The organism is Cupriavidus sp. P-10 (assembly GCF_003402535.2).
Taxonomy (GTDB): domain Bacteria; phylum Pseudomonadota; class Gammaproteobacteria; order Burkholderiales; family Burkholderiaceae; genus Cupriavidus.
The window spans coordinates 2,591,668-2,611,366 of record NZ_AP025171.1 but is presented as its reverse complement, the minus strand read 5'-3'; the positions used below and the strand labels follow the sequence as shown (position 1 = coordinate 2,611,366).

Here is a 19,699-nt window from a genome sequence, read left to right as displayed (position 1 = left end):
ATCCCAAAAACATAATCGGAGACAACCATGTGGATCAAGCAAGCGGCTGCCCGCGCCGCAACCCTGTGCATTGTTAGCGGCCTCTTCGTCGCATCCGGCTACGCCCGTGCCGAATACCCGGAGAAGCCTGTCACCCTGGTTGTCCCGTTCGTGGCTGGTGGCCCGAGCGACAAGATCGCGCGAGACGTCGCCGAATCGCTGCGCAAGACACTCGGCACGACGGTCGTGGTGGAGAATACCGCCGGCGCCGGCGGTACCATCGGCACCGCACGTGTCGCCCGTGCGACCCCGGATGGCTATACGCTGCTGGTACACCATATCGGCCTGGCGACCGCGCCCGCACTGTACAGGAAGCTCGGTTACAAGACCTCGGACCTGGAGTTCCTGGGCTTGATTAACGAGGCCCCGTCGACACTGATCGGCAAGACCGGCCTGCCGCCAGACAACCTGCCTGAACTGCAGAAGTTTATTGCCGCGAATGGCGGAAAGTTGAACCTGGCCAATGCAGGCGTGGGCTCGGCGTCGCACCTCTGCAGCCTGCTGCTGCAAAGCACGCTGAAGAGCAACATGACCTTCGTACCGTACAAGGGAACGGCGCCCGCGATGTCCGACATCATGGGTGGGCAAGTCGATCTGATGTGCGAGCAGGCCACCAACAGTACGCCGCAGATCGAAGCCAGGAAGGTCAAGGCGTTTGGGGTGACGAGCGCCCAACGATCGACGGTGCCAGCCTTGGCCGGCATTCCGACTCTCAGCGAAGCCGGCCTGCCGGGATTCAACTTTACCGTCTGGCATGGGTTGTATGCGCCGCGCGGTACTCCGCCAGCCGTACTCGAGAAAATCAACAAGGCCCTGCGCGCAGCGCTGAAGGATCCGGCGCTAATCAAACGTGAAGAGGCATTGGGCATTACGGTTGTCGCGGACGACCGTCTCTCACCGGCAGGCCACAAGAAGTTCTTCGACGACGAAGCTAACCGGTGGACGAAGGTCATCAAGGACGCTGGCATTCAGCCGGAGTGATTTCGCCGGATTCTGAGCACAATGCGCACGCCGTATCCCCTTGGGGCAGGGAAGCCGATCTTCTAGGATAGATACGCTAGCCAAGCGACCGGCAAGGCAGGAGCGCCTGAGATGACGGTGACGAATCAAGTGACAGTTACGAAGCTTCAGGAGGTAACGGTATGTCTGCCACAAGGATCGAGATGTACGACCACGATGGTGACGGAGTATTGACCATTCGAGACGACGGGGCCGCATTTTCAGGGGTCGCGCTTGAGCTTTCGAACATATTCGGCGAAGACGTGGTTGCGGATCTTGACAAGCACCAGTTGCTCGAATGGTGCGAGACGGTCGCGGCCCATCTCCGCAACCAGGGCGTTACGCCAAGCGCCTGCGCGCAGGAGGGCTACGTCAACAAAACCAGTCAAAGCCGGACGAAAGAGCAGCCAGGCGTCGACGATCTCTTGCAGTCGGCGGCATCCTGATCCTGACAAACGCGAGACGCCTGGTAACAGAGCGTCTTTGCGCTGGCGCATTGTTTGACAACTTCCTTCAGCCAGCGAGTCCCGTCTCTCTCCGGGCCGGGCGACCACCGGCACGCGTGCCCACGCGTGCCGGTAGCGTCATTCGGGGTAGCGTCACTTCGGCGCGGGATCGCGCATAATCCCACTTTCCCCTAAACCGGCACCTGACGAACCATGACGCAGTCCGTTTTTCACCTGGCGTTCAATATCACCGATCTCGGGGAGGCGCGCCGCTTCTACGGCGGCGTGCTTGGCTGCAAGGAAGGCCGCAGCACCGACACCTGGGTCGATTTCGATTTCTTTGGCCACCAGATTTCGCTTCACCTCGGCAAGCCGTTCGAGACCGCGCGCACCGGGCGCGTGGGCAATGCCCTCGTACCGATGCCGCACTTCGGCATTATCTTGCTGCTGCCTGAATGGCGCGCACTGGCCGACCGCCTGACGGCGGCCGGTACGGAATTCGTACTGGCGCCGCAAGTGCGATTCGAAGGCGAGGCGGGCGAGCAGTGGACGATGTTTTTCATCGACCCCTTCGGTAACCCGATTGAAGTGAAGGGGTTCAAGACCTGGGAGGCCGTGTACGCGCACTAGCGCGTACGCACCTTGCATGGAATGCCTCCCGGATCAGGCGGCCCAACCGCGCAAGCGTGGGCGGTGCGTTGAGTTCCTGTGCCTGCTTGTGCGCCAATGGACTAAGCTAGGAGACAAAATGTTGTCTCGAAGGGCCGTCAAATGCCATTCCGCACCTTTATCTCACACATAGGCGACTCCATGCGCTGCGCGCTGGCCGGAGGCGCTGTCATTGCCGTGCTGTCGGCTGGCCTGGCGGGATGCGAGGGCGTGCCGAGGGATACCAGGGCAACACCGCCTCCGCCGCGCGAGCCGATCGCGAGCGGTGACGATGTGTACCCGGCTCCTACCACCGTGCGCGACACGCGGCCTGCGACGCGCGCGCCATAGGCGCATGGTGCGGGCAGATCCCTCAGCCTCGGTCCCTCGGCCAGCTCAGTCGATACTCGCGCCCGATTCCTTCACCAGCCTGGCCCACTTCTCCATATCCTTGCGGATCCGCAGCGAGAACTGGTCCTGCGTCGACGTCAGCGGCGACGCTCCCGCCTGCACCAGCTTGTCGCGCATGGACTTGTCCTGCGCGATGCGCGTGATTTCCTGCGACAGGCGGGTGACCACCTCGGGCGGCAAGTTGCGCGGTCCCACCACGCCGAACCATACATCGGCTTCGTAGCCGGTCACGCCGGCCTCGGCCATGGTCGGAACGTCGGGCAGCGCGGGGGAGCGCGTGGCGCTGGTCACGGCCAGCGCGCGCAGGCGCCCGGCCTTCACGTGCGGCAGCGAGCCGGGCAGGTTGTCGAACATCAACTGGACCTGGTTGGCGAGCAGGTCGGCCATGGCCGGGCCGCTACCCTTATAGGGTACGTGGACGATCTTCACCTTTGCCATCGATTTGAACAACTCGCCGGACAGGTGGTTGGTGGTGCCATTGCCGGCCGAACCCATATTGAGCGCGCCGGGATGGCTCCTGGCGTAGCTCATCAGTTCCTGCACGGTCTTTGCCGGCACATTGGGATTGACCACCAGGATGTTGGGCACGCCGGCGAACAGCGCGACTGGCGTGAAGTCCTTCTGCGTATCGAACGGCAGCTTCTTGTACAGCGACGCGTTGATGGACTGCGTGCCCACCGTGCCGAACAGCAGCGTGTAGCCATCTGCCGGCGCCTTGGCCACCACGTCGGAGCCGATGGTGCCGCCTGCGCCCGGACGGTTGTCGACCACGACCTGCTGGCCCAGCGTTTCGGACAGCCGGGTCGCGAGCACGCGGCCGAGCAGGTCGGTGGTGCCGCCGGGCGGAAAGGGCACGACCATGCGGATCGGCTTGTCGGGGTAGGGGCCGGCCAGGGCAAGACTTGTCGCGAGCGTCACGCACGTGGCAACCAGGGCATTGGCGAGGGTTTTCATGGGGGCAGGTTCTCCGTGGGGCAAGGATATAGGCAATGCCGGCTGCGGTGCGCGGCGTCCGTCAGTGCAACGAGGCGAGGTGTCCGAGCGAGCGCTTGAGCGCGTCGCGGGCCGTATCCAGGCGCGCGCAAGTGGCGTCGCGGGCCTGCTGTGCCTGCGTAGTCGCGGCGCGTTGCGCGGTGACGTTTGCGCGCACCAGAGCCGGCGCAGGACCACCTGCGGCCATGCGCGCCGCGACCCCTTGCCTGGGATCCAGGCAGCGGGCGACCGCGGCGGCGTCCAGGCCGGCGGGGCGGCCTGCCACGCGCATGGCGGCCTCGTCGACCATGGCGGCGCTGATCTCGCTGGCGGGCAGATGCTGGTCGAGCGCATCGCGCACCACGGCGCCGACGACGTGGTGCGCCTGCCGGAACGACATTGCGGCGTCGCGCACCAGCGCATCGGCGAGATCGGTGGCCGTGGAGAAGTCGCGGCTGGCGCGCGTCAGCATGCCAGTCTGCTGCGGGGTCGCGGTGTCGATCACCAGGCGCAGCAGCGACAGGCAGCGCAGGCATTCATCGCCGGCTTCCCAGAAGCCGCGCATGCTCTCGCGGTTGCCGTCGCCGGAATGGGTAAAGTGGCTGCCCTTGAGCGCGGCCAGCGCTCCCGTCAGCAGGCCAAGCATATGGCCGCCCTTGCCTTTCAGGTATTCGAGCACGACCGGGTTCTTCTTCTGCGGCATGATGCTGGAGGTGCCGGCCACGCTGTCCGGGAAGTCGATCAGGCCAAACTCCGGCGTCGCCCAGATATAGAGGTCCTGCGCGACGCGGCCCCAGCTCACCGCGCCGATCGTGATCGCCGACAGCATCTCCCAGGCAAAGTCGCGCGACGCCACCGCGTCGAGCGAATTGGGCGCAAAGGTGCTGAATCCCAGCCAGCGCGCGGTCGCTTCCCGGTCGATGGCAAACGCCGTGCCCGCCAGCGCGCCGGCACCCAGCGGGCATGCGTCCAGCGCCGCCAGCGCGTGTTGCATGCGCGTGATATCGCGGCCGAGCGCTTCGGCCACGCCGGCCAGGTAGTAGCCATACGTGATCGGCTGCGCGGCCTGCAGGTGGGTATAGCCGGGCATTACCACATCGGCGTAGGCCTCGGCCTTGTCCAGCGCGACCGTGCGCACGGCCAGCATCGCTTCCAGCAGGTCGAGCGCAAGGTCGCGCGCGCGCAGGCGGTCATGCGTGGCCAGGATGTCGTTGCGGCTGCGCGCGACATGCAGGCGTCCGCCGGCGTCTGCGCCGGCAATCTGCATCAGGTGGGCCTCGTAGTTGAAATACGCGTCCTCGCGGGCCGGATCCAGCGCCACGGCCTGCGCGCCTTCGGTCTCGATGCGCAGCAATGCCTGTGCCAGCACCGCGGCCACGTCGGCCGGGATCAGCGCGCTGCCGTGCAGCATCAGCAGGTGCGCCTGGTTGATGTCGGTGAGATAACGGAAACCGCTGCCGAACTCGCGCATCAGGCGGGGCAGGTAGATATGCTCGCAAACCTCGGCGGCAGTGGGCTGCGTCAGGCGGCGGCTGACTTTGGATTCCATGCTGTTCGATCTCCGGAAAGGTTGGAGACAGTATGGAAATGCGCGTCATATAACGTCAAATCAGTAATTTGGACGCGACTATAAGGATTTGATATGCTCGACCTGCCTTCGCCAGCATGTTGCCGCCATGAACTACAAGCAGATCGAAGCTTTTCGCGCCGTCATGCTGACGCGCTCCATGACGGAAGCGGCGGCGCAGCTGCATACCTCGCAGCCGAATATCAGCCGCCTGATCAGCCTGCTGGAACGGGAGGCAGGCTTCCGGCTGTTCGAGCGTGTCGGCCACCGGCTCGTGCCCACGGACGAGGCCGATGCGCTGTTCCTTGACGTCGAGCGTTCCTTCGTGGGGCTCGACAGCCTGCGCGCCTCCGCGCGCTCCATCCGTGAGTCCGGCGTGGGGACCTTGCGCATCGGCACGGTGCCGTCGATCGCGATGAGCGTGATGCCCCAGGCAATCCTCGCGTTCCGCGCGCGCTATCCGGACGTGCCGATCGCCGTGCACACCAACGACTCGCCGACGGTGGCCAAATGGACCGCTGCCCGCTTTTGCGACATCGGCCTGGTGTCGTACATGGCGGAGACCACCGGTATCCGCAGTGAACTGCTGCGGCGCGAGGACGGTGTGTGCATCGTGCCGGCCACGCACCGGCTGGCGCGCAAGCGGCGTATCCATGCCAGCGACCTCGTCGGCGAGCCCTTTATCTCGCTGACCCACGGCGATGGCACGCGCACGACCGTCGACGCGGCGTTCGTGCCGGATGACCGGCGCGTGCTGACGCTGGAAACACCCTACGCCGCAACCATCTGCACGATGGTCGGCATGGGACTGGGCGTGAGCGTGGTCAATCCGCTGGTGGTACGCAGCCTGAAACCCGCCGGCGTCAAGGCGATGCCGTTCGATCCGGTGGTCGTGTTCCAGAGCCACATCCTGTTGAATCCGCAGCGGCCGGTGCCGGCGCTGGCGCAATGGTTTCTTGCGTGCCTGCGGCGTGTCACCGGATAAGCAGGCCTGAACCGACGGTTCAGCCGCTGCCAGCGATCGCAACGGTGTAGTGCCGGGCCCTCAGTCACCTCAGGCCGGCTGCCGCTCCACGATCGCACGGCGGACGTTCTGCACGTGCGCAGTGCCGGCAGCCTCGGCCGTCTGAGGGTCGCCAGCCAGCACGGCCATGGCGATGTGCCGGTAGTCGTCCAGCCGCATCTGTCGCAATGAAGACAGTCGATGCTGCGCGTGCACGATCGGCATATGGATGGTCGGGAACAGCCGGCGCAGTTCCCGGTTGTCGCCCATTTCCAGCAGCGTGCGATAGAAATTCCGCCTGGCGCTGGAGAAGGCCTCGTCGTCATGCGCCTTCTCCGCGGCGACGAACGCCTGTACCGAAGCGCGCAGCGCCTGGGCCAGTGCCCGGTTACCGCTGCCGCGCGTGGCCGCGCGCGCAAGCAGGCCGGTCATGCGCTCGGCGACATCGAGGACATCGAGGGTTTCCTGCAAGGTCAGCCGGCGGATGATCGCGCCGCGATGGCGCGGCAGGTCGACAATGCCCTCGGCGGCCAGCCGCTGCAGCGCCTCGCGCACCGAATTGCGGCCCACGCCAAACTGGGCGACGAGATCTGTTTCCACGAGCCGCTGGCCGGGCACGAAGCTGCCCAGCTCCAGGCCATTCATGATCCCGAAGAACACCGTGTCAGACGCGCTGCTGTCCGCCCGGGGGGGCGCAACGGGGGTATCGATGGACATGGCGGAGGAAGGAGAGGTCGGTCGTGGCACGGGCGCCATTCTAATGGATTGCCCGGACATCAATTCCCGAGTCATTGACATGGGATGAAATCATCCTACAATTCGATCCTATCATGCAAACGAACGGAGACACTCATGGGGGATACGTTGCTCGGCCTTGCCGGCAAGCGGGCGCTGGTTACGGGCGCATCGAGCGGGCTTGGCGCGCACTTTTCGCGACTGCTGGCGGCCCACGGCGCTGAAGTGGTGCTGGCGGCACGCCGCTTGGATGCGCTGCAGTCGGTGGCGAAACAGGTGGAGCAATTCGGGCGTGCCCGCTGCGTGGCGCTCGATGTGACCAGCGCCGCGTCGCGCGCGGCGCTGGTGGAAGAAGCCGGGCCCATCGACATCCTGGTCAACAACGCCGGGCTGGTACGCGAAGGGCCGGCGCTTGCGCATTCAGAGGAAGACTGGGATCAGGTGCTGGACACCAATCTCAAGGGCCTGTTCTTCATGGCGCAGGCACTGGCCCCCGGCATGCGCGAGCGCGGTGGCGGCAGCATCATCAACGTGGCGTCGATCCTGGGCCTGCGGCAGGCGGGTGGCGTGGTGTCCTATGCTGTTTCCAAGGCGGGCGTCGTGCAGCTGACCAAGACGCTCGCCCTGGAATGGGCGCGCCATGGCATTCGCGTGAACGCCCTTGCGCCCGGCTACATCGATACCGAGCTGAACCGCGACTTCTGGCAGACCGATGCCGGCAAGGCGCTCATTCAGCGCATTCCGCAGCGCCGCCTGGGGCAGCTCGAGGATCTGGACGGGCCGCTGCTGTTGCTGGCGTCCGATGCTTCGCGCTACATGACGGGCACCGTGCTCGCCGTTGACGGCGGCCATCTGGTCAACACACTCTGAGGGAATGAGACCCATGTTCACCCCCTGTCCCACCGAAAGAAGCCGGGAGATCGCGGACCGCGTCGAGCGCTTTGTGCGCGATGTCGTGGCGCCGTACGAACAGGATCCGCGCTGCACTGCGCATGGCCCTTCGGCCGAGCTGGTCGAGGAGCTTCGCGCCAGGGCGCGCGAGGCGGGCGTCATGACGCCGCATATCCTTGCCGATGGCAGCCACCTGAACCAGCGCGAAACGGCCGCCGTGCTCAAGCGCTCGGGCTTGTCTCCGCTTGGTCCGGTCGCCGTCAATACCATGGCGCCCGACGAAGGCAACATGTTCCTGCTGGGCAAGGTGGCATCCGCGGCGCAGAAGGCGCGGTTCCTTGATCCGCTGATCCGTGGGGACGCCCGCTCGGCGTTCTTCATGACCGAGCCCGCGGAAGAGGACGGCGCAGGGTCGGACCCGTCGATGCTGCGCACCACGGCGGTTCGCGATGGCGATGACTGGGTGCTCAACGGCCGCAAGAAGTTCATCACCGGCGCCGAAGGTGCCAGCGTGGGCATCGTGATGGCACGAACCGGCGAGGGCGAGCGCGCGCAGGCCACGATGTTCCTCGTCGACCTGCCGCACCCGGCCATCCGGACCGAGCGCGTGCTCGACACGATCGACAGCTCCATGCCGGGCGGGCATGCGCTGGTCCTCATTGACGGCCTGCGCGTGCCTGCCGACCAGGTACTGGGCGAGGTGAACGAAGGCTTTCGCTATGCCCAGGTACGGCTGTCGCCGGCGCGGCTTTCCCATTGCATGCGCTGGTTCGGCACGGTCACGCGCGCCGATGAGATCGCACGGGCCTACGCCACGACGCGCAAGGCGTTCGGCAAGCTGCTGATCGACCATGAAGGCGTCGGCTTCATGCTGGCAGAAAACCTGATCGACCTGCAGCAGGCTGCGCTGATGATCGACTGGTGCGCCGGCGTGCTCGACACAGGTTCGGCGGGCACCGCCGAAAGCTCGATGGCCAAGGTTGCGGTCTCCGAAGCATTGTTCCGCGTCGCGGACCGTTGCGTGCAGATTCTGGGCGGCAACGGCGTGTCGCGCGACACCATCGTCGAGCAGGCGTTCCGGGAGCTGCGTGCGTTCCGGATCTACGACGGCCCGACCGAGGTCCACAAGTGGTCGCTGGCGAAGAAGATCAAGCGCGATACGCTGGGGGCGTCGCAGCAGGGCTGCCCGGCGCATTGTCGCTGAACGATGCGCTGAACAACTCGCGCATGGCCTCCGCGAGCGCACTCGCCGGAGACCAGGCCCGCAACACGCGGACCGTGCGCCTGGCCAATGTCACCAGCGTCAAGCTGGACAACGGGCAAGTCGACTTCACCACATGGGGCATCCACAAGGACCTGTACCACCCCATTTTCCAGGTCATCGACCAGGACAGCTGGACATACGGGTTCGCGCCGCGCTACACGGGCCGGTTCACGCTCGGCGGCATGCGCAACGAGGTGATCGCCGGGCTGCGTTTCTTCGGCGGCAATAATGACGCCCGCCAGTACATCAACGTCAATGGTACCCGCGGCGCGCAGACGCTGAATGCCAGGCAAGACGCCTACAACTATGAGGCCTACCTGGAAGACCGGCTGTACGTAGCGCCGACGGTTGCCCTGATGGCTGGCGTGAAGGCCTATCGCAACCGGCGCGAGATTACGCCAACACGTTGAAGGTGCCGTCCTATGTGCTGTTCGGGATTGAAGCCAGCTACGAATTCGAGCGCGGCGTGACCTTGTTCCTGGATGCGCGCAACCTGGCTGACAAACGCTATATCAGCGATTTCAGCACCGTCGCCGATGCGCGTACGGCCAATACCTCGGTGTTCTATCCGGGTGTCGGGCGCGCGTTCTACGCGGGGGTCAAATACAAATTCTGAAAGGCAGGGAAGCGGCGCCACATGCTGGCGGGCCGGCCCGGAAGTCACCCCGGCTCTATGTCGCTCCACGCACTGCGCAGAACGACACCACCATCGTGGCGATGTATATGCAGTTCTGCCTTCTCACGTGTAGCCAGCGACCAGCCCGCGGCGATCGCTGCCTCCATCGTTGGGAATTTCTGGGGCGCCATGTCGAGGCTGGCCAGTTCGAGCGCCCAACCAATTTCCGCAGGCATAACGCGAACAATTCGCGTTTGCATAGTAATTCCCAAGAAAATGCCCGCTGCGCAGAGAGGGCGTCGCGAAGACCGAATGCGTCAAAACACTCGGCAAGAGACATATTGCCCACCTATGTTATTCCTGGCATATCCCTCTTTTTGAGGGTACGTGGTAACAAAGCATCATCAAGTGATGGTTTGTTGTGCCCGTCAATATCGAGCAGGTCTCGACCCGGGGTCGTCCGATCGGCGACAGTGAAGCGAAACGGAAGGCATTGTTGAGGGCAGCATCATCGGTGATTGCGGACGAAGGATATGCCAACGCATCGCTGCGGAAGGTGGCCAGGCACGCGGGCTACACCACCGGTGCGGTGACGTACTACTTTGCGAACAAGGAGGAACTGGTCGTTGCCCTGATGGAAAGCGCATTCGACCGTTTCGGGACGATGCTGGAGTCCGCCCGGGAAAGCGGGGCGATCCGCAACGATATTCCGGCCGATATACTCACCGATCAGCTTGTCGCCATGGGGGATGGGTGGATGATGATGTACCCCATCGAACCCAGGCGATTTACGCCGAAGCGAATGCGGGCGCTCATCGATGCCCTGGCGGTGTTGGTCGATCCGGTTCCAGGCGAGCACCGGGATTCCGGGATGCGCTCCAAACGGGCCTAGCGCGCGTCACCGCTGTCCGTGGCCAGCAAAAAGGGGGCGTATGTGCCCGTCGACACAAAGCAAAAATCAGCCGGGCTTCCGCGTGCCTTGACGCGCCCGGCATTGGTGTAGCACCATCGTTTGCTAGCAAAACCTGGTCGACCTCGCCATGAATGATCCCCAAAAATCTTCGTCCACCATCGCCGATGAGTGGCAGTCACCGCCGGACCGCACCAGCGTGACCGACGACGCGCATGTCGAAGACATCATCCCGCTGCCGCCGCCGGAACACCTGATCCGCTTCTTCCCGATCCGGAACACGGCCGTCGAGTCTCTGATCTCCCAGACGCGCCAGCGCATCGCGCGGATCCAGCATGGCCAGGACGACCGGTTGCTGGTGATCATGGGGCCTTGCTCGATCCACGACCCGCAGGCGGCACTTGAGTACGCGCGGCTGTTGCTGGCGCAGCGGGAGTGGTATGCCGGGGCGCTTGAGATCGTGATGCGGGTGTACTTTGAGAAGCCCCGTACCACGGTCGGCTGGAAGGGACTGATCAACGACCCTTATCTGGACGAGAGCTATCGTATCGACGAGGGCCTGCGCATTGCGCGCAGCCTGCTGGTCGACATCAATCGTCTGGGGCTGCCGGCGGCTGGCGAGCTGCTGGACGTGATCTCGCCACAGTACATCGGCGATCTGATCTGCTGGGGCGCGATCGGCGCCCGCACCACGGAAAGCCAGGTGCATCGCGAGCTGGCGTCAGGTATTTCGGCGCCGATCGGCTTCAAGAATGGCACCGACGGGAACATCAAGATTGCGATTGACGCGATCCAGGCCGCATCGCGGCCGCACCACTTCCTGGGCGTGCACAAGAACGGCCAGGTCGCAACGGTGCACACCAAGGGCAATCCGGATTGCCACGTCATTCTCCGCGGCGGCAAAGTGCCCAACTACGATGCGGATGCCGTGGCTTCGGCCTGCAGGGAGCTACAGGCGGCAGGGCTCGGCGACGCGCTGATGGTGGATTTCAGTCACGCCAACAGCAGCAAGCAGCATGAGCGGCAGCTTGATGTGGCGCGAGACGTGGCGCAGCAGATCCGCAGCGGCAGCCGGTCCATTTTCGGCGTCATGGTCGAAAGCAATCTGGTTGCCGGGGCGCAGAAGTTCACCCCCGGGCAGCACAGTCCGTCCGCACTGACATACGGACAAAGCATTACCGATGCCTGCATTGGCTGGGACGATTCGGTGGCAATGCTGGACCTGCTCAGCGAAGCGGTCAATGTACGCCGCGGACTCAGGCACAATTCCTAGCCTGCAAGCAGCCGGCCCGCAGGCCATGCCTTCAGCCGGTTAGCGCGGCGCAGCCGCCTGCGCCTGCGCTTCGGCCACGATCTCGCGGATCGCCTGCTCGAAGGCCTCGACCGGCTGGCCGCCCGTCACCAGGTAGCGGTTGTTGAAAACCACCGACGGGACGGACTGGATGCCCATCTGCTGATACTGGCGCTCTTCGGCGCGCACCTCGTCGGCGTACTGGCCGCTTTCCAGCACCCGGCGCGCTGCGTCCGCATCGAGGCCGACCGACACCGCTGCCGCAAGCAGCACGGCATGGTTGCTCGGATCGTTGCCTTCGGTATGGTAGGCGCGCAGCAGCGCCAGCTTCAGCGGCACCTGCTTGCCTTCCAGGCCGGCCCAGTGCAGCAGCCGGTGCGCGTCGAAGGTGTTGTAGACGAAGGCGCGCTCGCCGAAGGTGAAGCCCACGCCGGCGCCGCGCTCGCGGATCATGGCCTGGGTTTCGGCGATCTGCGCGGGCGTGCGGCCGTATTTCTTGCCGAGATAGTCGACGATTGCCTGTCCTTCGGGGCCCATGTCAGGGTTCAGCTCGAAGGGGTGCAGCACGATCTCGGCGTCGACGCTGTCGCCCAGCCGCTGCAGCGCCAGTTGCAGTGAAGACAGGCCGATGGCGCACCACGGGCAGGCAATGTCGGAGACGAAGTCGATTCTGAGGGGTTGGGGCATGGCGGTTTCCTGGCCGGCCGCGGTGCAGCCGGCGGCTCAAGTGGGACGTTGGCCGACAGGGTAGCCTGACTTGCGGATCTTTGCAGGAAGGGTCTTTGCCGGAGCCGGGCCCGCAGGCCCGGCCGCCAGCGGCGCGTCAGTCCCAGTGACGTCCCGGGCCGCGGCGATCGCCGTGGCCGTCGCCGTGGCGATGGGCCCATTCGCGCTCGCGCCATTCGCGGCGCGCTTCACGGTATTCGGCGCGGTGATAGCCGGGGCGATAGTCACCTCGGTAGTCACCCCGATAGTCACCCCGATAGTCGGGGCGATAGCGCACCGGCACCGGGGCTACCACCACCGGGCGCGCCGGGACATAGGCGACGGGGGCCGGGGCATAGGCAACGGGCGCCGGCGCATAGACCGGGGCCGGGCGGTAGACCGGCGCGGGCTCGGCCACCACGACGGCGGGCGCGCCGATATTGATACCGACGCTGACGCCGGCATGGGCTGCGGCGCTGGCCGCCAGCAATGCACCACCTGCTACTGCCATTGCAAGGATTCGTTTCATGGCTGCCTCCCAAGGGGCGTTGGACATGGGCTCACTGTAGGGGCAGGGTCCGTAATATTGGGCGCTCGAAGTGTTGCAAGTGTGACGCCGTGTAACCTGACCACCAGCCCGCGGGCCTGTATCATGCGGCTTCGCAGTTCTTGCCCGATGTTGTCCATGCGCCGTACCGTCTTGTCCGCAGCCTCCGCGCTTGCCTTGTCCATCCTCGCCGCAACGCCCGCCGTGGCGCGTGCCGAGCCTGACCTGCAGGCGGGCAAGGCGCTGTTTGCCACGCGCTGCGCGTCTTGCCATCACGTCGGCCGCAATGCGCGCGGGGCGTTCGGGCCGCAGTTGAACGGACTTTTCGGGCGGCAGGCGGGCACCACGGCGGATTTCCAGTATTCGGAGGCGATGCGCGCGTCGAAGGTGGTGTGGTCGCAAGACACGCTGAGCGCCTTCCTGCGTGCCCCGGCCAAGGTCGTGCCGGGCACCAGGATGCGGTTCTGGGGCATGGGCAACGACAAGCAGCTTGAAGACCTGCTCGGCTACCTGCAGACCTTCCGGTAAAGCGCCCGCCTATTCCCCTTCGCCGGGGAAATGCGGCCCCGGCCCTTCTCCGGCCAGCGCATCCTGCGGATTGCGCAACGGGCACGCCTTCAGCGACAGACAGCCGCAGCCAATACAGCCATCGAGCTGGTCGCGCAGCAGCGTCAGCGTGCGGATGCGTTCGTCCAGGTCATCGCGCCAGCTGGCCGACAGCCGTCGCCAGTCCGCCACCGTAGGCGCGCGCCCATCGGGCAGCTTCTGCATCGCCCCGGCGATCACCGCCAGCGGCAGTCCCATGCGCTGCGCCACCCGGATCACTGCCAGCCGCCGGAGCACGGCGCGCGCATAGCGGCGCTGGTTGCCACCGCTGCGCGTGCTGGCGATCAACCCCCGCGATTCATAGAAATGCAGCGCCGATACCGCGATGCCGGTGCGCTCGGCCACCTGGCCGACCGACAGCAGTTCTTCGGCGGGTTTAGGCCGGCGCCGGCGCGGCGCACTGGCCGTGGCTGGCGCGGCGGAAGCAGGCTTGGAAGTCTTGGGCATGGCAGGGGAACAGGCGGCCGCGGGAATGCCCATGCTAACACCATGGCCGCGCTTGACCTTAACCTAACTTGAGGTTTGATACTTGCGGCTCCATTGTTCGCCTCGCCATTGCCCAACACAGAGTTGATGACCATGCTGACGCTTGCCCGCCCCAATGCTTCGCTGAACCTGATCAATCCCCCCGCGCTGTACGACCCGCGTCCCAATGGCTATTCGCACGTGGCCGTGGTGGAAGGGCCCGCCCGCATCGTCTACGTGGCCGGGCAGGGCGGCGAGGATGCCGCCGGCTGCCTGGCGGCGGATTTCCCGCGGCAGGTGGCGAGGGCCATGCAGAACCTGCGCACCGCGCTGCAGGCGGCGGGCGCCGACGTGGGCGATGTCGCCAAGCTCACCGTGCTGGTGGTCGACCACTCGCACGACCGCCTGCGCACCTTCGGCGCCGCGCTGCGCGAGATGTGGGGCGACCGGCCGGCGCCGGCCTGCACGCTGATCCCGGTGCCGCGGCTGGCGCTCGACAACATGCTGTTCGAGATCGAAGCCACCGCGGTGCTGCCGGGCTGAGCCGCGCGGCCAGCCGCCGGGGCGTTACTGCGGCGCGCGCGGGGCCGCGCTGAAGGTCTTGTTGACGATCTTCCACGCGCCGTCGATCTGCAGCAGCGTCATGTAGTCGGTAAAGACCACGTCCGGATGCTCCAGCACGACCTTGGCCTCGCCGGCATTGCCGACCACGTCGAACTGGGTGATGGCGCGCTTGCGCTGCGCTTCGTCGGCCGCCGGATGGCCGGGGCAGCGCGCGGCGATGAAGTCTTCCACCGTCAGCGAATGCAGCTTGCCGTCGCGGAACGAGACGATGCGGGCGTCGGCATGGAAGGCGCGGCGCATCACCTCGGGGTTGCCGGTGGCGTGACCCTGCAGGTAGTCCTCGATCGGGGCCAGCGCGGCGGTGTGGCTGGAAGTCAGGCCGGTTGCACAGTAAGTCATAAGTCTCTCCTCCAAAACTGGGGCGGCGCGGAACGCACCCGGCCGCGGCGTTGAAAACGCTGATTGTATTCTAGTTTTGTATGCAAAAAGAGCTGGGATTGCTGTGCCTCACAGCGACGCCACGATCCGCTCCCGCAGCCACCGGTGTGCCGGGTCTCGATGGACACGCTCGTGCCACAGCATCGACATCTCGTAGCCCGGCACCTCGACCGGCGGCGCCACCACGCGCAGTGCCGGCGCCTGGCGCACCAGCCGCTCCGGCACCATGGCCACCAGGTCGGTGCTCGCCAGCACGGCGGTGACGAAGAGGAAGTGGGGCACCGACAGCACCACGCGGCGCTGCATGCCGGCCAGCGCCAGCGCCTCGTCGGTGACGCCGGAGAAGCCGCCGCCGTCGGGCGACACCATCACATGCTCGAGCGCGCAGAACTGCGCCAGCGTGGGCCGTCGCTTCAGCCGCGGATGCCCGGCGCGGCCCGCCAGTACATAGCGTTCGGTAAACAGCGCACGCCGGTGCAGCGCGGGCGGCGAGCCTTCGGTCGTGTGGAAGGCCAGGTCCAGTTCAGCCTGCTCGCACTGGCGGGCGATGCGCGACGGCACCATCTCCAGCACCGCCAGCCGCGCGTTCGGTGCGGCGATGCGCAGCGCCTGCATGGCCGGCAGCACGATGGTCGATTCGCCGTAGTCGGTCGCCGCCACGCGCCAGGTATGCGTCGAGGCGGCGGGATCGAACGGGCTGTCCGGCGACACCGCGTGCTCCAGCGCGGCCAGTGCCTCGCGCAGCGGCTCGCGCAGGGATTCGGCCTTGGCGGTGGGCCGCATGCCGCGCGGCCCGGGCAGCAGCAACGGATCGCCGAAATAGTCGCGCAGCCTGGCAAGGTGGACGCTGACGGAGGGCTGCGAGAAGTGCAGGCGTTGCGCAGTGCGGGTCACGTTGTGCTCGGACAGCAGCACATCGAGCGTGACCAGCAGGTTGAGGTCGAGGCGCCTGAGATTAGTCATGACAATACCTGTGATATTGGATATTCATTTCCAATATACCGTGCGGCGGCCTAAGCTGGCTTCTCCCGATCAATGCTTACGCAATGGAAGCCGCTGTCATGAACGTCCTTCTCGTCTACGCCCACCCCGAACCCACCTCGCTCAACGGCGCCATCCGCGATTTCGCGGTGCAGCGGCTGCGCGATGCCGGCCACCAGGTGCAGGTCTCCGATTTGTACGCGATGCAATGGAAAGCCCGGCTCGATGCCGCCGACAGCAAGGCGCGTCGGGGCGACGCGCCGTTCCATCCGTCGCTGGATTCCAAGCACGCGTTCGAAAACGGCCTGCAAAGCGACGATATCGCGTGCGAGCAGGACAAGCTGCGCTGGGCCGATACGGTGATCCTGCAATTCCCGCTATGGTGGTTCTCGATGCCGGCGATCCTGAAAGGCTGGATCGAGCGCGTCTATGCCTATGGCTTTGCCTACGGCGTGGGCGAGCACTCGGACGAACGCTGGGGCGACCGCTACGGCGAAGGCATGCTGGCCGGCAAGCGCGCGATGCTTCTGGTTACCACCGGTGGCTGGGAATCGCACTACAGCGCGCGCGGCATCAACGGCCCGATCGGCGACATCCTGTTCCCGATCCATCACGGCGTGCTGTACTACCCCGGCTTCGACGTGCTGCCGCCGTATGTGGTGTACCGGACCAGCCGGGTCGACCATGCGCGCTTCGCCGCGATCCGCGAAGAACTGGGCCAGCGGCTCGATACGCTGGCGACCACGGCGCCGATTCCGTTCCGGCCGCAGAACGCCGGCGACTATCAGATCCCCGCGCTGACGCTGCGTGAAGACGTGGCGCCCGGCTTGGAAGGGTTTGCAGCGCACGTCGCCTGAGGACGCGCGCTGCGTTGCCAGGCAGGCGCGCCGCAGAGGCGACGCCTGCCGCCGTCATTCCGCCCGGATATCCGCGCGCGCCGCCACCGCGCGCATTTCAGGCAGTTCTTTCTCGACCCGTGCCCGTACCGCGGCGCCGTTGCCGTAGGCCGGCGTCAGCGCCAGTTCAACCATGCGCGCGCGCGTGGCGGGCGCATTGGCGACCTCGGCCAGCGCCTTTTCCAGCTTTTGCTGCACCGGCGCGGGCAGCCCGGCGGGCGCCAGCAGCGCGAACCACGTGCCCATCTGGAAGCCCGGATAGCCGCTCTCCGCCACCGTCGGCACCTGCGGCAGCGCGGGCAGGCGCTGCGGCGACAGCACCGCCACCGGCCGGATCTTGCCGCCCTTGATCAGGGGCAGGCTGGCCACCACGGTATCGACCGCCACTTGCACCTGCCCGCCGGCGAGCGCGGTCAGGCTCGGTGCGCTGCCGTTGAACGGCACGTGGACCATGCGGATGCCGGTGGCGGATTTGAGCATCTCCCCGCCGAAATGCACCGACGAGCCCGTGCCGAACGAGCCGTAGGAGAACTTGTCGGGATGGGCCTTGGCCTGCGTCACCAGGTCCTTGACCGAGCCGACCTGCGCATCGGGATTGGCAACCAGCACCAGGCTCATGTCGGCGACCAGGCCCAGCGGCGTGAAGCTCTTGATGGGGTCGTAGCCCAGCTGCTGACGGATCGCCGGGTTCAGCGTCAGCGTGGTGCTGGCCGCCAGCAGCAGGGTGTAGCCGTCGGGCGCGGTCTTGGCGACCTGGGTGGCGCCGACCACCGTGCTGGCGCCGGGCTTGTTCTCGACCACCACCGGCTGGCCCAGCTTTTCGCCCAGGCCGACGGCGAGCAGCCGGCCGAGCAAGTCGGTGGCGCCGCCGGCGGCGAACGGCACCACCAGCCGCAGCGGGCGCTCGGGCCAGGCCGGGGCTTGCGCCATGGCGGGCGCCGTGGCCATTGCCGCGCTGAATGCGGCACAGGCGAAAAACAGCTTCGGGGGCAATGCGGTCATCGGAATCACTCCTGCCGGCAGTTGTAGGAAAGCGAAGCGTGGGCGTCGGCCCGGCCAGGGTCGAGACAGGCCGGTCCGTGGTGTCGTGTGGTGTCGCTTGGTTAGGGGAAATGGTGCCGGACTAGGCCGCCCGGTCCAGCCACGGGCTGCGCACGCGCGAGAAGCCGCCGGCCTGGTCGTAGGCATTGCCAAGCTGCAGCACCGCCGCGTCGGCCTGCGCCGGCCCGATGATCTGGATGCCGGCCGGCAGCCCCTGCGGCCCGAAGCCGGCGGGCGCGGCCAGCGCCGGCAGCCCGGCCATGGTGGCCGGCACCACGGCCTGCATCCAGCGGTGGTAGGTGTCCATGTCGCGGCCGCCGACGGTGCGCGGCCAGTCCCAATCCGCGTCGAACGGAGCCACCTGCGCGGCCGGCAACACGAGGTAGTCGAAGCGCTCGAACAGCGCGCACAGCGCCTGGTACCACGCACTGCGCTCGCGCAGGGCCTCATAGACGCGCGTGCCGGGCAGTGCCAGTCCGCGCTCGATTTCCCAGGCCGCCTCGGGCTTGAGCAACGCGCGCGTGGCCGGATCGTGGTACAGCGCGGCATTGGCGCCGGCCACCGAGAAGCTGCGCAGGTCGATCCAGGCCTGCCAGAGGCGCTCCAGGTCGAAATCGGGCAGGGCGGCGTCGACGTCGCAGCCGAGCGCGCGCAGGTGGTCGAGCGCTTGTTCGCAAGTCTCGAGCATGCCCGGTTCGGTTGGCAGGTGGCCGCCCAGGTCGCCGAGCCAGCCCACGCGCACGCCGTTCCAGTCGCGCGCGGGCGGCAGCGTGAAGTTGCCGGGCGCCTCGGTGCGGCGCGTCAGCGGCATGCGCGCATCGAAGCCGGCCTGCACAGACAGCAGCAACGCCAGGTCGGGCACGTTGCGCGCCATCGGCCCGGCCACGCTGAACTGCTGGAAGAAGACCTCGTCGGCGGGCCCGTGCGGCACGCAGCCGACCGAGGTGCGCAGCCCGTACACATGGTTGAACGCCGCCGGGGTGCGCAGCGAGCCCATCATGTCCGAGCCGTCCGCCACCGGCAACATGTGCAGCGCCACTGCCACCGCGGCGCCGCCAGAGCTGCCGCCGGCCGAGCGCGCCGGGTCGAAGGCGTTCCGGGTGGTGCCGTAGACCGGGTTGTAGGTATGGCCGCCCAGGCCGAACTCAGGGGAGTTGGTGCGGCCGATAAAGACCGAGCCCGCGGCGCGCATGCGCTCGAAGATCGCGGCATCGCTCTGGGTGACCTGCCCGGCAAAGATCGGCGAGCCCTTGGTGGTGACCATGCCCGCCGCCGGGCTGATGTCCTTGGGCGCCTGCGGAAAGCCGTGTAGCGGGCCGCGGCTGTGGCCGCGCGCCAGTTCGGCATCGAGCGCTCGTGACTGGGTGCGCAGCGCATCGCGGTCGACGGGGGCGACGATGGCATTGACGCGCGGGTTGTGGCGCTCGACCTGGCCGAGGAACGCCTCCAGCACCTCCACGCAGGAGACCTCGCGGGCATGGATGGCGCGCGAGAGGGCGACGGCGTCGAGTTCGGTGATCGGGTCGGTGGAAAGCGTATTCGCCATGGTTTCTCCCGGTGTCTCCTTTGGTTTCGGGAAAAAGCATACGGGCCCGGCGGGGTTTCCCGCAATCGATGATTTTTTCAAATATCCTTGCGTAAAACGCAAAGCGCGGACCCCCGCC

Annotated in this window: 22 protein-coding genes and 1 pseudogene; 12 read left to right on the top strand and 11 right to left on the bottom strand. The window is 66.5% G+C overall.

Features of this window, described 5'->3' with window-relative positions; all coding sequences use genetic code 11:
• Positions 1–27: 27 nt before the first annotated feature.
• The 3 genes from CTP10_RS28610 to CTP10_RS28600 all read left to right on the top strand — a co-directional run bounded on the left by CTP10_RS28610 (position 28) and on the right by CTP10_RS28600 (position 2,114).
• Positions 28–1,020: a tripartite tricarboxylate transporter substrate-binding protein gene (locus CTP10_RS28610; RefSeq protein WP_116322467.1), complete on the top strand. Its 993-nt coding sequence runs from the start codon at positions 28–30 to the stop codon at positions 1,018–1,020.
• Positions 1,021–1,202: 182 nt separating this feature from the next.
• Complete coding sequence (locus CTP10_RS28605) at positions 1,203–1,484, top strand: hypothetical protein (RefSeq protein ID WP_233528326.1); 282 nt, start codon at positions 1,203–1,205, stop codon at positions 1,482–1,484.
• Positions 1,485–1,697: 213 nt separating this feature from the next.
• Positions 1,698–2,114: a VOC family protein gene (locus CTP10_RS28600; protein WP_116322465.1), complete on the top strand. Its 417-nt coding sequence runs from the start codon at positions 1,698–1,700 to the stop codon at positions 2,112–2,114.
• A 414-nt stretch (positions 2,115–2,528) separates the two neighbouring features.
• Here the strand turns inward: CTP10_RS28600 and CTP10_RS28595 are convergent, their stop codons facing one another.
• Positions 2,529–3,497, bottom strand: coding sequence for a Bug family tripartite tricarboxylate transporter substrate binding protein (locus CTP10_RS28595; RefSeq protein WP_116322464.1), 969 nt, complete (start codon positions 3,495–3,497; stop codon positions 2,529–2,531).
• Positions 3,498–3,558: 61 nt separating this feature from the next.
• Positions 3,559–5,064 (bottom strand): argininosuccinate lyase, encoded by a 1,506-nt coding sequence (argH, locus tag CTP10_RS28590; protein WP_116322463.1) that lies wholly within the window; start codon positions 5,062–5,064, stop codon positions 3,559–3,561.
• Between the two features lie 127 nt (positions 5,065–5,191).
• Here argH and CTP10_RS28585 point away from each other — a divergent pair, with 127 nt between their 5' ends.
• Complete coding sequence (locus tag CTP10_RS28585; RefSeq protein ID WP_116322462.1) at positions 5,192–6,067, top strand: LysR family transcriptional regulator; 876 nt, start codon at positions 5,192–5,194, stop codon at positions 6,065–6,067.
• Positions 6,068–6,136: 69 nt separating this feature from the next.
• Here CTP10_RS28585 and CTP10_RS28580 read toward each other — a convergent pair whose 3' ends face one another.
• Complete coding sequence (locus CTP10_RS28580) at positions 6,137–6,802, bottom strand: GntR family transcriptional regulator (RefSeq protein ID WP_116322461.1); 666 nt, start codon at positions 6,800–6,802, stop codon at positions 6,137–6,139.
• 135 nt (positions 6,803–6,937) lie between these two features.
• On the opposite strand from CTP10_RS28580, the gene CTP10_RS28575 reads away from it, so the two are divergent.
• The 3 genes and pseudogenes from CTP10_RS28575 to CTP10_RS28565 form a co-directional block, all read left to right on the top strand.
• Positions 6,938–7,690: an SDR family NAD(P)-dependent oxidoreductase gene (locus CTP10_RS28575; protein ID WP_116322460.1), complete on the top strand. Its 753-nt coding sequence runs from the start codon at positions 6,938–6,940 to the stop codon at positions 7,688–7,690.
• A 13-nt stretch (positions 7,691–7,703) separates the two neighbouring features.
• Positions 7,704–8,915: an acyl-CoA dehydrogenase family protein gene (locus CTP10_RS28570; RefSeq protein WP_116322459.1), complete on the top strand. Its 1,212-nt coding sequence runs from the start codon at positions 7,704–7,706 to the stop codon at positions 8,913–8,915.
• A pseudogene (locus tag CTP10_RS28565) lies at positions 8,894–9,591 on the top strand (TonB-dependent receptor); the annotation flags it as partial. The gene CTP10_RS28570 and the pseudogene CTP10_RS28565, both read left to right, overlap by 22 nt.
• A gap of 44 nt (positions 9,592–9,635) precedes the next feature.
• Here the strand turns inward: CTP10_RS28565 and CTP10_RS28560 are convergent.
• On the bottom strand, positions 9,636–9,851 hold the full coding sequence (locus CTP10_RS28560) for a DUF2188 domain-containing protein (RefSeq protein WP_116322458.1): 216 nt from the start codon (positions 9,849–9,851) through the stop codon (positions 9,636–9,638).
• 161 nt (positions 9,852–10,012) lie between these two features.
• Here CTP10_RS28560 and CTP10_RS28555 point away from each other — a divergent pair, with 161 nt between their 5' ends.
• On the top strand, positions 10,013–10,483 hold the full coding sequence (locus tag CTP10_RS28555) for a helix-turn-helix domain-containing protein (protein ID WP_116322457.1): 471 nt from the start codon (positions 10,013–10,015) through the stop codon (positions 10,481–10,483).
• Between the two features lie 148 nt (positions 10,484–10,631).
• Positions 10,632–11,774 (top strand): 3-deoxy-7-phosphoheptulonate synthase, encoded by a 1,143-nt coding sequence (locus CTP10_RS28550; protein ID WP_116322456.1) that lies wholly within the window; start codon positions 10,632–10,634, stop codon positions 11,772–11,774.
• 39 nt (positions 11,775–11,813) lie between these two features.
• Here CTP10_RS28550 and CTP10_RS28545 read toward each other — a convergent pair whose 3' ends face one another.
• Together CTP10_RS28545 and CTP10_RS28540 are read right to left on the bottom strand one after the other, a co-directional pair.
• Complete coding sequence (locus CTP10_RS28545; protein ID WP_116322455.1) at positions 11,814–12,479, bottom strand: DsbA family oxidoreductase; 666 nt, start codon at positions 12,477–12,479, stop codon at positions 11,814–11,816.
• 136 nt (positions 12,480–12,615) lie between these two features.
• On the bottom strand, positions 12,616–13,026 hold the full coding sequence (locus CTP10_RS28540) for a hypothetical protein (RefSeq protein ID WP_116322454.1): 411 nt from the start codon (positions 13,024–13,026) through the stop codon (positions 12,616–12,618).
• Between the two features lie 156 nt (positions 13,027–13,182).
• On the opposite strand from CTP10_RS28540, the gene CTP10_RS28535 reads away from it, so the two are divergent.
• Positions 13,183–13,572 carry a c-type cytochrome gene (locus CTP10_RS28535; protein ID WP_116322480.1) on the top strand — a complete coding sequence of 130 codons (390 nt, stop codon included), beginning with the start codon at positions 13,183–13,185 and terminating at the stop codon, positions 13,570–13,572.
• Positions 13,573–13,581: 9 nt separating this feature from the next.
• On the opposite strand, the gene soxR is transcribed toward CTP10_RS28535, so the two are convergent.
• Complete coding sequence (gene soxR / locus CTP10_RS28530) at positions 13,582–14,097, bottom strand: redox-sensitive transcriptional activator SoxR (RefSeq protein ID WP_233528325.1); 516 nt, start codon at positions 14,095–14,097, stop codon at positions 13,582–13,584.
• A 132-nt stretch (positions 14,098–14,229) separates the two neighbouring features.
• Here soxR and CTP10_RS28525 point away from each other — a divergent pair, with 132 nt between their 5' ends.
• Positions 14,230–14,658: a RidA family protein gene (locus CTP10_RS28525; RefSeq protein ID WP_367395058.1), complete on the top strand. Its 429-nt coding sequence runs from the start codon at positions 14,230–14,232 to the stop codon at positions 14,656–14,658.
• A 24-nt stretch (positions 14,659–14,682) separates the two neighbouring features.
• Here CTP10_RS28525 and CTP10_RS28520 read toward each other — a convergent pair whose 3' ends face one another.
• Together CTP10_RS28520 and CTP10_RS28515 are read right to left on the bottom strand one after the other, a co-directional pair.
• The gene (locus CTP10_RS28520; protein ID WP_116322453.1) at positions 14,683–15,078 is read right to left on the bottom strand and encodes a nuclear transport factor 2 family protein; all 396 of its coding nucleotides are present in this window, start codon (positions 15,076–15,078) and stop codon (positions 14,683–14,685) included.
• A 108-nt stretch (positions 15,079–15,186) separates the two neighbouring features.
• Positions 15,187–16,080 (bottom strand): LysR family transcriptional regulator, encoded by an 894-nt coding sequence (locus CTP10_RS28515; RefSeq protein ID WP_116322452.1) that lies wholly within the window; start codon positions 16,078–16,080, stop codon positions 15,187–15,189.
• Positions 16,081–16,178: 98 nt separating this feature from the next.
• Between CTP10_RS28515 and CTP10_RS28510 the strand changes: the two genes are divergently transcribed.
• On the top strand, positions 16,179–16,955 hold the full coding sequence (locus tag CTP10_RS28510) for an NAD(P)H-dependent oxidoreductase (RefSeq protein WP_116322451.1): 777 nt from the start codon (positions 16,179–16,181) through the stop codon (positions 16,953–16,955).
• 54 nt (positions 16,956–17,009) lie between these two features.
• On the opposite strand, the gene CTP10_RS28505 is transcribed toward CTP10_RS28510, so the two are convergent.
• Together CTP10_RS28505 and CTP10_RS28500 are read right to left on the bottom strand one after the other, a co-directional pair.
• Entirely contained in the window at positions 17,010–17,996 is a 987-nt protein-coding gene (locus tag CTP10_RS28505; protein WP_116322450.1) for a Bug family tripartite tricarboxylate transporter substrate binding protein, read from the bottom strand.
• Positions 17,997–18,117: 121 nt separating this feature from the next.
• Positions 18,118–19,581 carry an amidase gene (locus tag CTP10_RS28500; RefSeq protein ID WP_116322449.1) on the bottom strand — a complete coding sequence of 488 codons (1,464 nt, stop codon included), beginning with the start codon at positions 19,579–19,581 and terminating at the stop codon, positions 18,118–18,120.
• Positions 19,582–19,699: the final 118 nt, after the last annotated feature.

What these genes read in the sequence shown, in the direction of transcription:
- CTP10_RS28610 (WP_116322467.1), top strand. Translation starts at nt 28, where the DNA reads ATGTGGATCAAGCAAGCGGCTGCCCGCGCCGCAACCCTGTGCATTGTT.
- CTP10_RS28605 (WP_233528326.1), top strand. Translation starts at nt 1,203, where the DNA reads ATGTACGACCACGATGGTGACGGAGTATTGACCATTCGAGACGACGGG.
- CTP10_RS28600 (WP_116322465.1), top strand. Translation starts at nt 1,698, where the DNA reads ATGACGCAGTCCGTTTTTCACCTGGCGTTCAATATCACCGATCTCGGG.
- CTP10_RS28595 (WP_116322464.1), bottom strand. Translation starts at nt 3,497, where the DNA reads ATGAAAACCCTCGCCAATGCCCTGGTTGCCACGTGCGTGACGCTCGCG.
- argH (WP_116322463.1), bottom strand. Translation starts at nt 5,064, where the DNA reads ATGGAATCCAAAGTCAGCCGCCGCCTGACGCAGCCCACTGCCGCCGAG.
- CTP10_RS28585 (WP_116322462.1), top strand. Translation starts at nt 5,192, where the DNA reads ATGAACTACAAGCAGATCGAAGCTTTTCGCGCCGTCATGCTGACGCGC.
- CTP10_RS28580 (WP_116322461.1), bottom strand. Translation starts at nt 6,802, where the DNA reads ATGTCCATCGATACCCCCGTTGCGCCCCCCCGGGCGGACAGCAGCGCG.
- CTP10_RS28575 (WP_116322460.1), top strand. Translation starts at nt 6,938, where the DNA reads ATGGGGGATACGTTGCTCGGCCTTGCCGGCAAGCGGGCGCTGGTTACG.
- CTP10_RS28570 (WP_116322459.1), top strand. Translation starts at nt 7,704, where the DNA reads ATGTTCACCCCCTGTCCCACCGAAAGAAGCCGGGAGATCGCGGACCGC.
- CTP10_RS28560 (WP_116322458.1), bottom strand. Translation starts at nt 9,851, where the DNA reads ATGCAAACGCGAATTGTTCGCGTTATGCCTGCGGAAATTGGTTGGGCG.
- CTP10_RS28550 (WP_116322456.1), top strand. Translation starts at nt 10,632, where the DNA reads ATGAATGATCCCCAAAAATCTTCGTCCACCATCGCCGATGAGTGGCAG.
- CTP10_RS28545 (WP_116322455.1), bottom strand. Translation starts at nt 12,479, where the DNA reads ATGCCCCAACCCCTCAGAATCGACTTCGTCTCCGACATTGCCTGCCCG.
- CTP10_RS28540 (WP_116322454.1), bottom strand. Translation starts at nt 13,026, where the DNA reads ATGAAACGAATCCTTGCAATGGCAGTAGCAGGTGGTGCATTGCTGGCG.
- CTP10_RS28535 (WP_116322480.1), top strand. Translation starts at nt 13,183, where the DNA reads ATGCGCCGTACCGTCTTGTCCGCAGCCTCCGCGCTTGCCTTGTCCATC.
- soxR (WP_233528325.1), bottom strand. Translation starts at nt 14,097, where the DNA reads ATGCCCAAGACTTCCAAGCCTGCTTCCGCCGCGCCAGCCACGGCCAGT.
- CTP10_RS28525 (WP_367395058.1), top strand. Translation starts at nt 14,230, where the DNA reads ATGCTGACGCTTGCCCGCCCCAATGCTTCGCTGAACCTGATCAATCCC.
- CTP10_RS28520 (WP_116322453.1), bottom strand. Translation starts at nt 15,078, where the DNA reads ATGACTTACTGTGCAACCGGCCTGACTTCCAGCCACACCGCCGCGCTG.
- CTP10_RS28515 (WP_116322452.1), bottom strand. Translation starts at nt 16,080, where the DNA reads ATGACTAATCTCAGGCGCCTCGACCTCAACCTGCTGGTCACGCTCGAT.
- CTP10_RS28510 (WP_116322451.1), top strand. Translation starts at nt 16,179, where the DNA reads ATGAACGTCCTTCTCGTCTACGCCCACCCCGAACCCACCTCGCTCAAC.
- CTP10_RS28505 (WP_116322450.1), bottom strand. Translation starts at nt 17,996, where the DNA reads ATGACCGCATTGCCCCCGAAGCTGTTTTTCGCCTGTGCCGCATTCAGC.
- CTP10_RS28500 (WP_116322449.1), bottom strand. Translation starts at nt 19,581, where the DNA reads ATGGCGAATACGCTTTCCACCGACCCGATCACCGAACTCGACGCCGTC.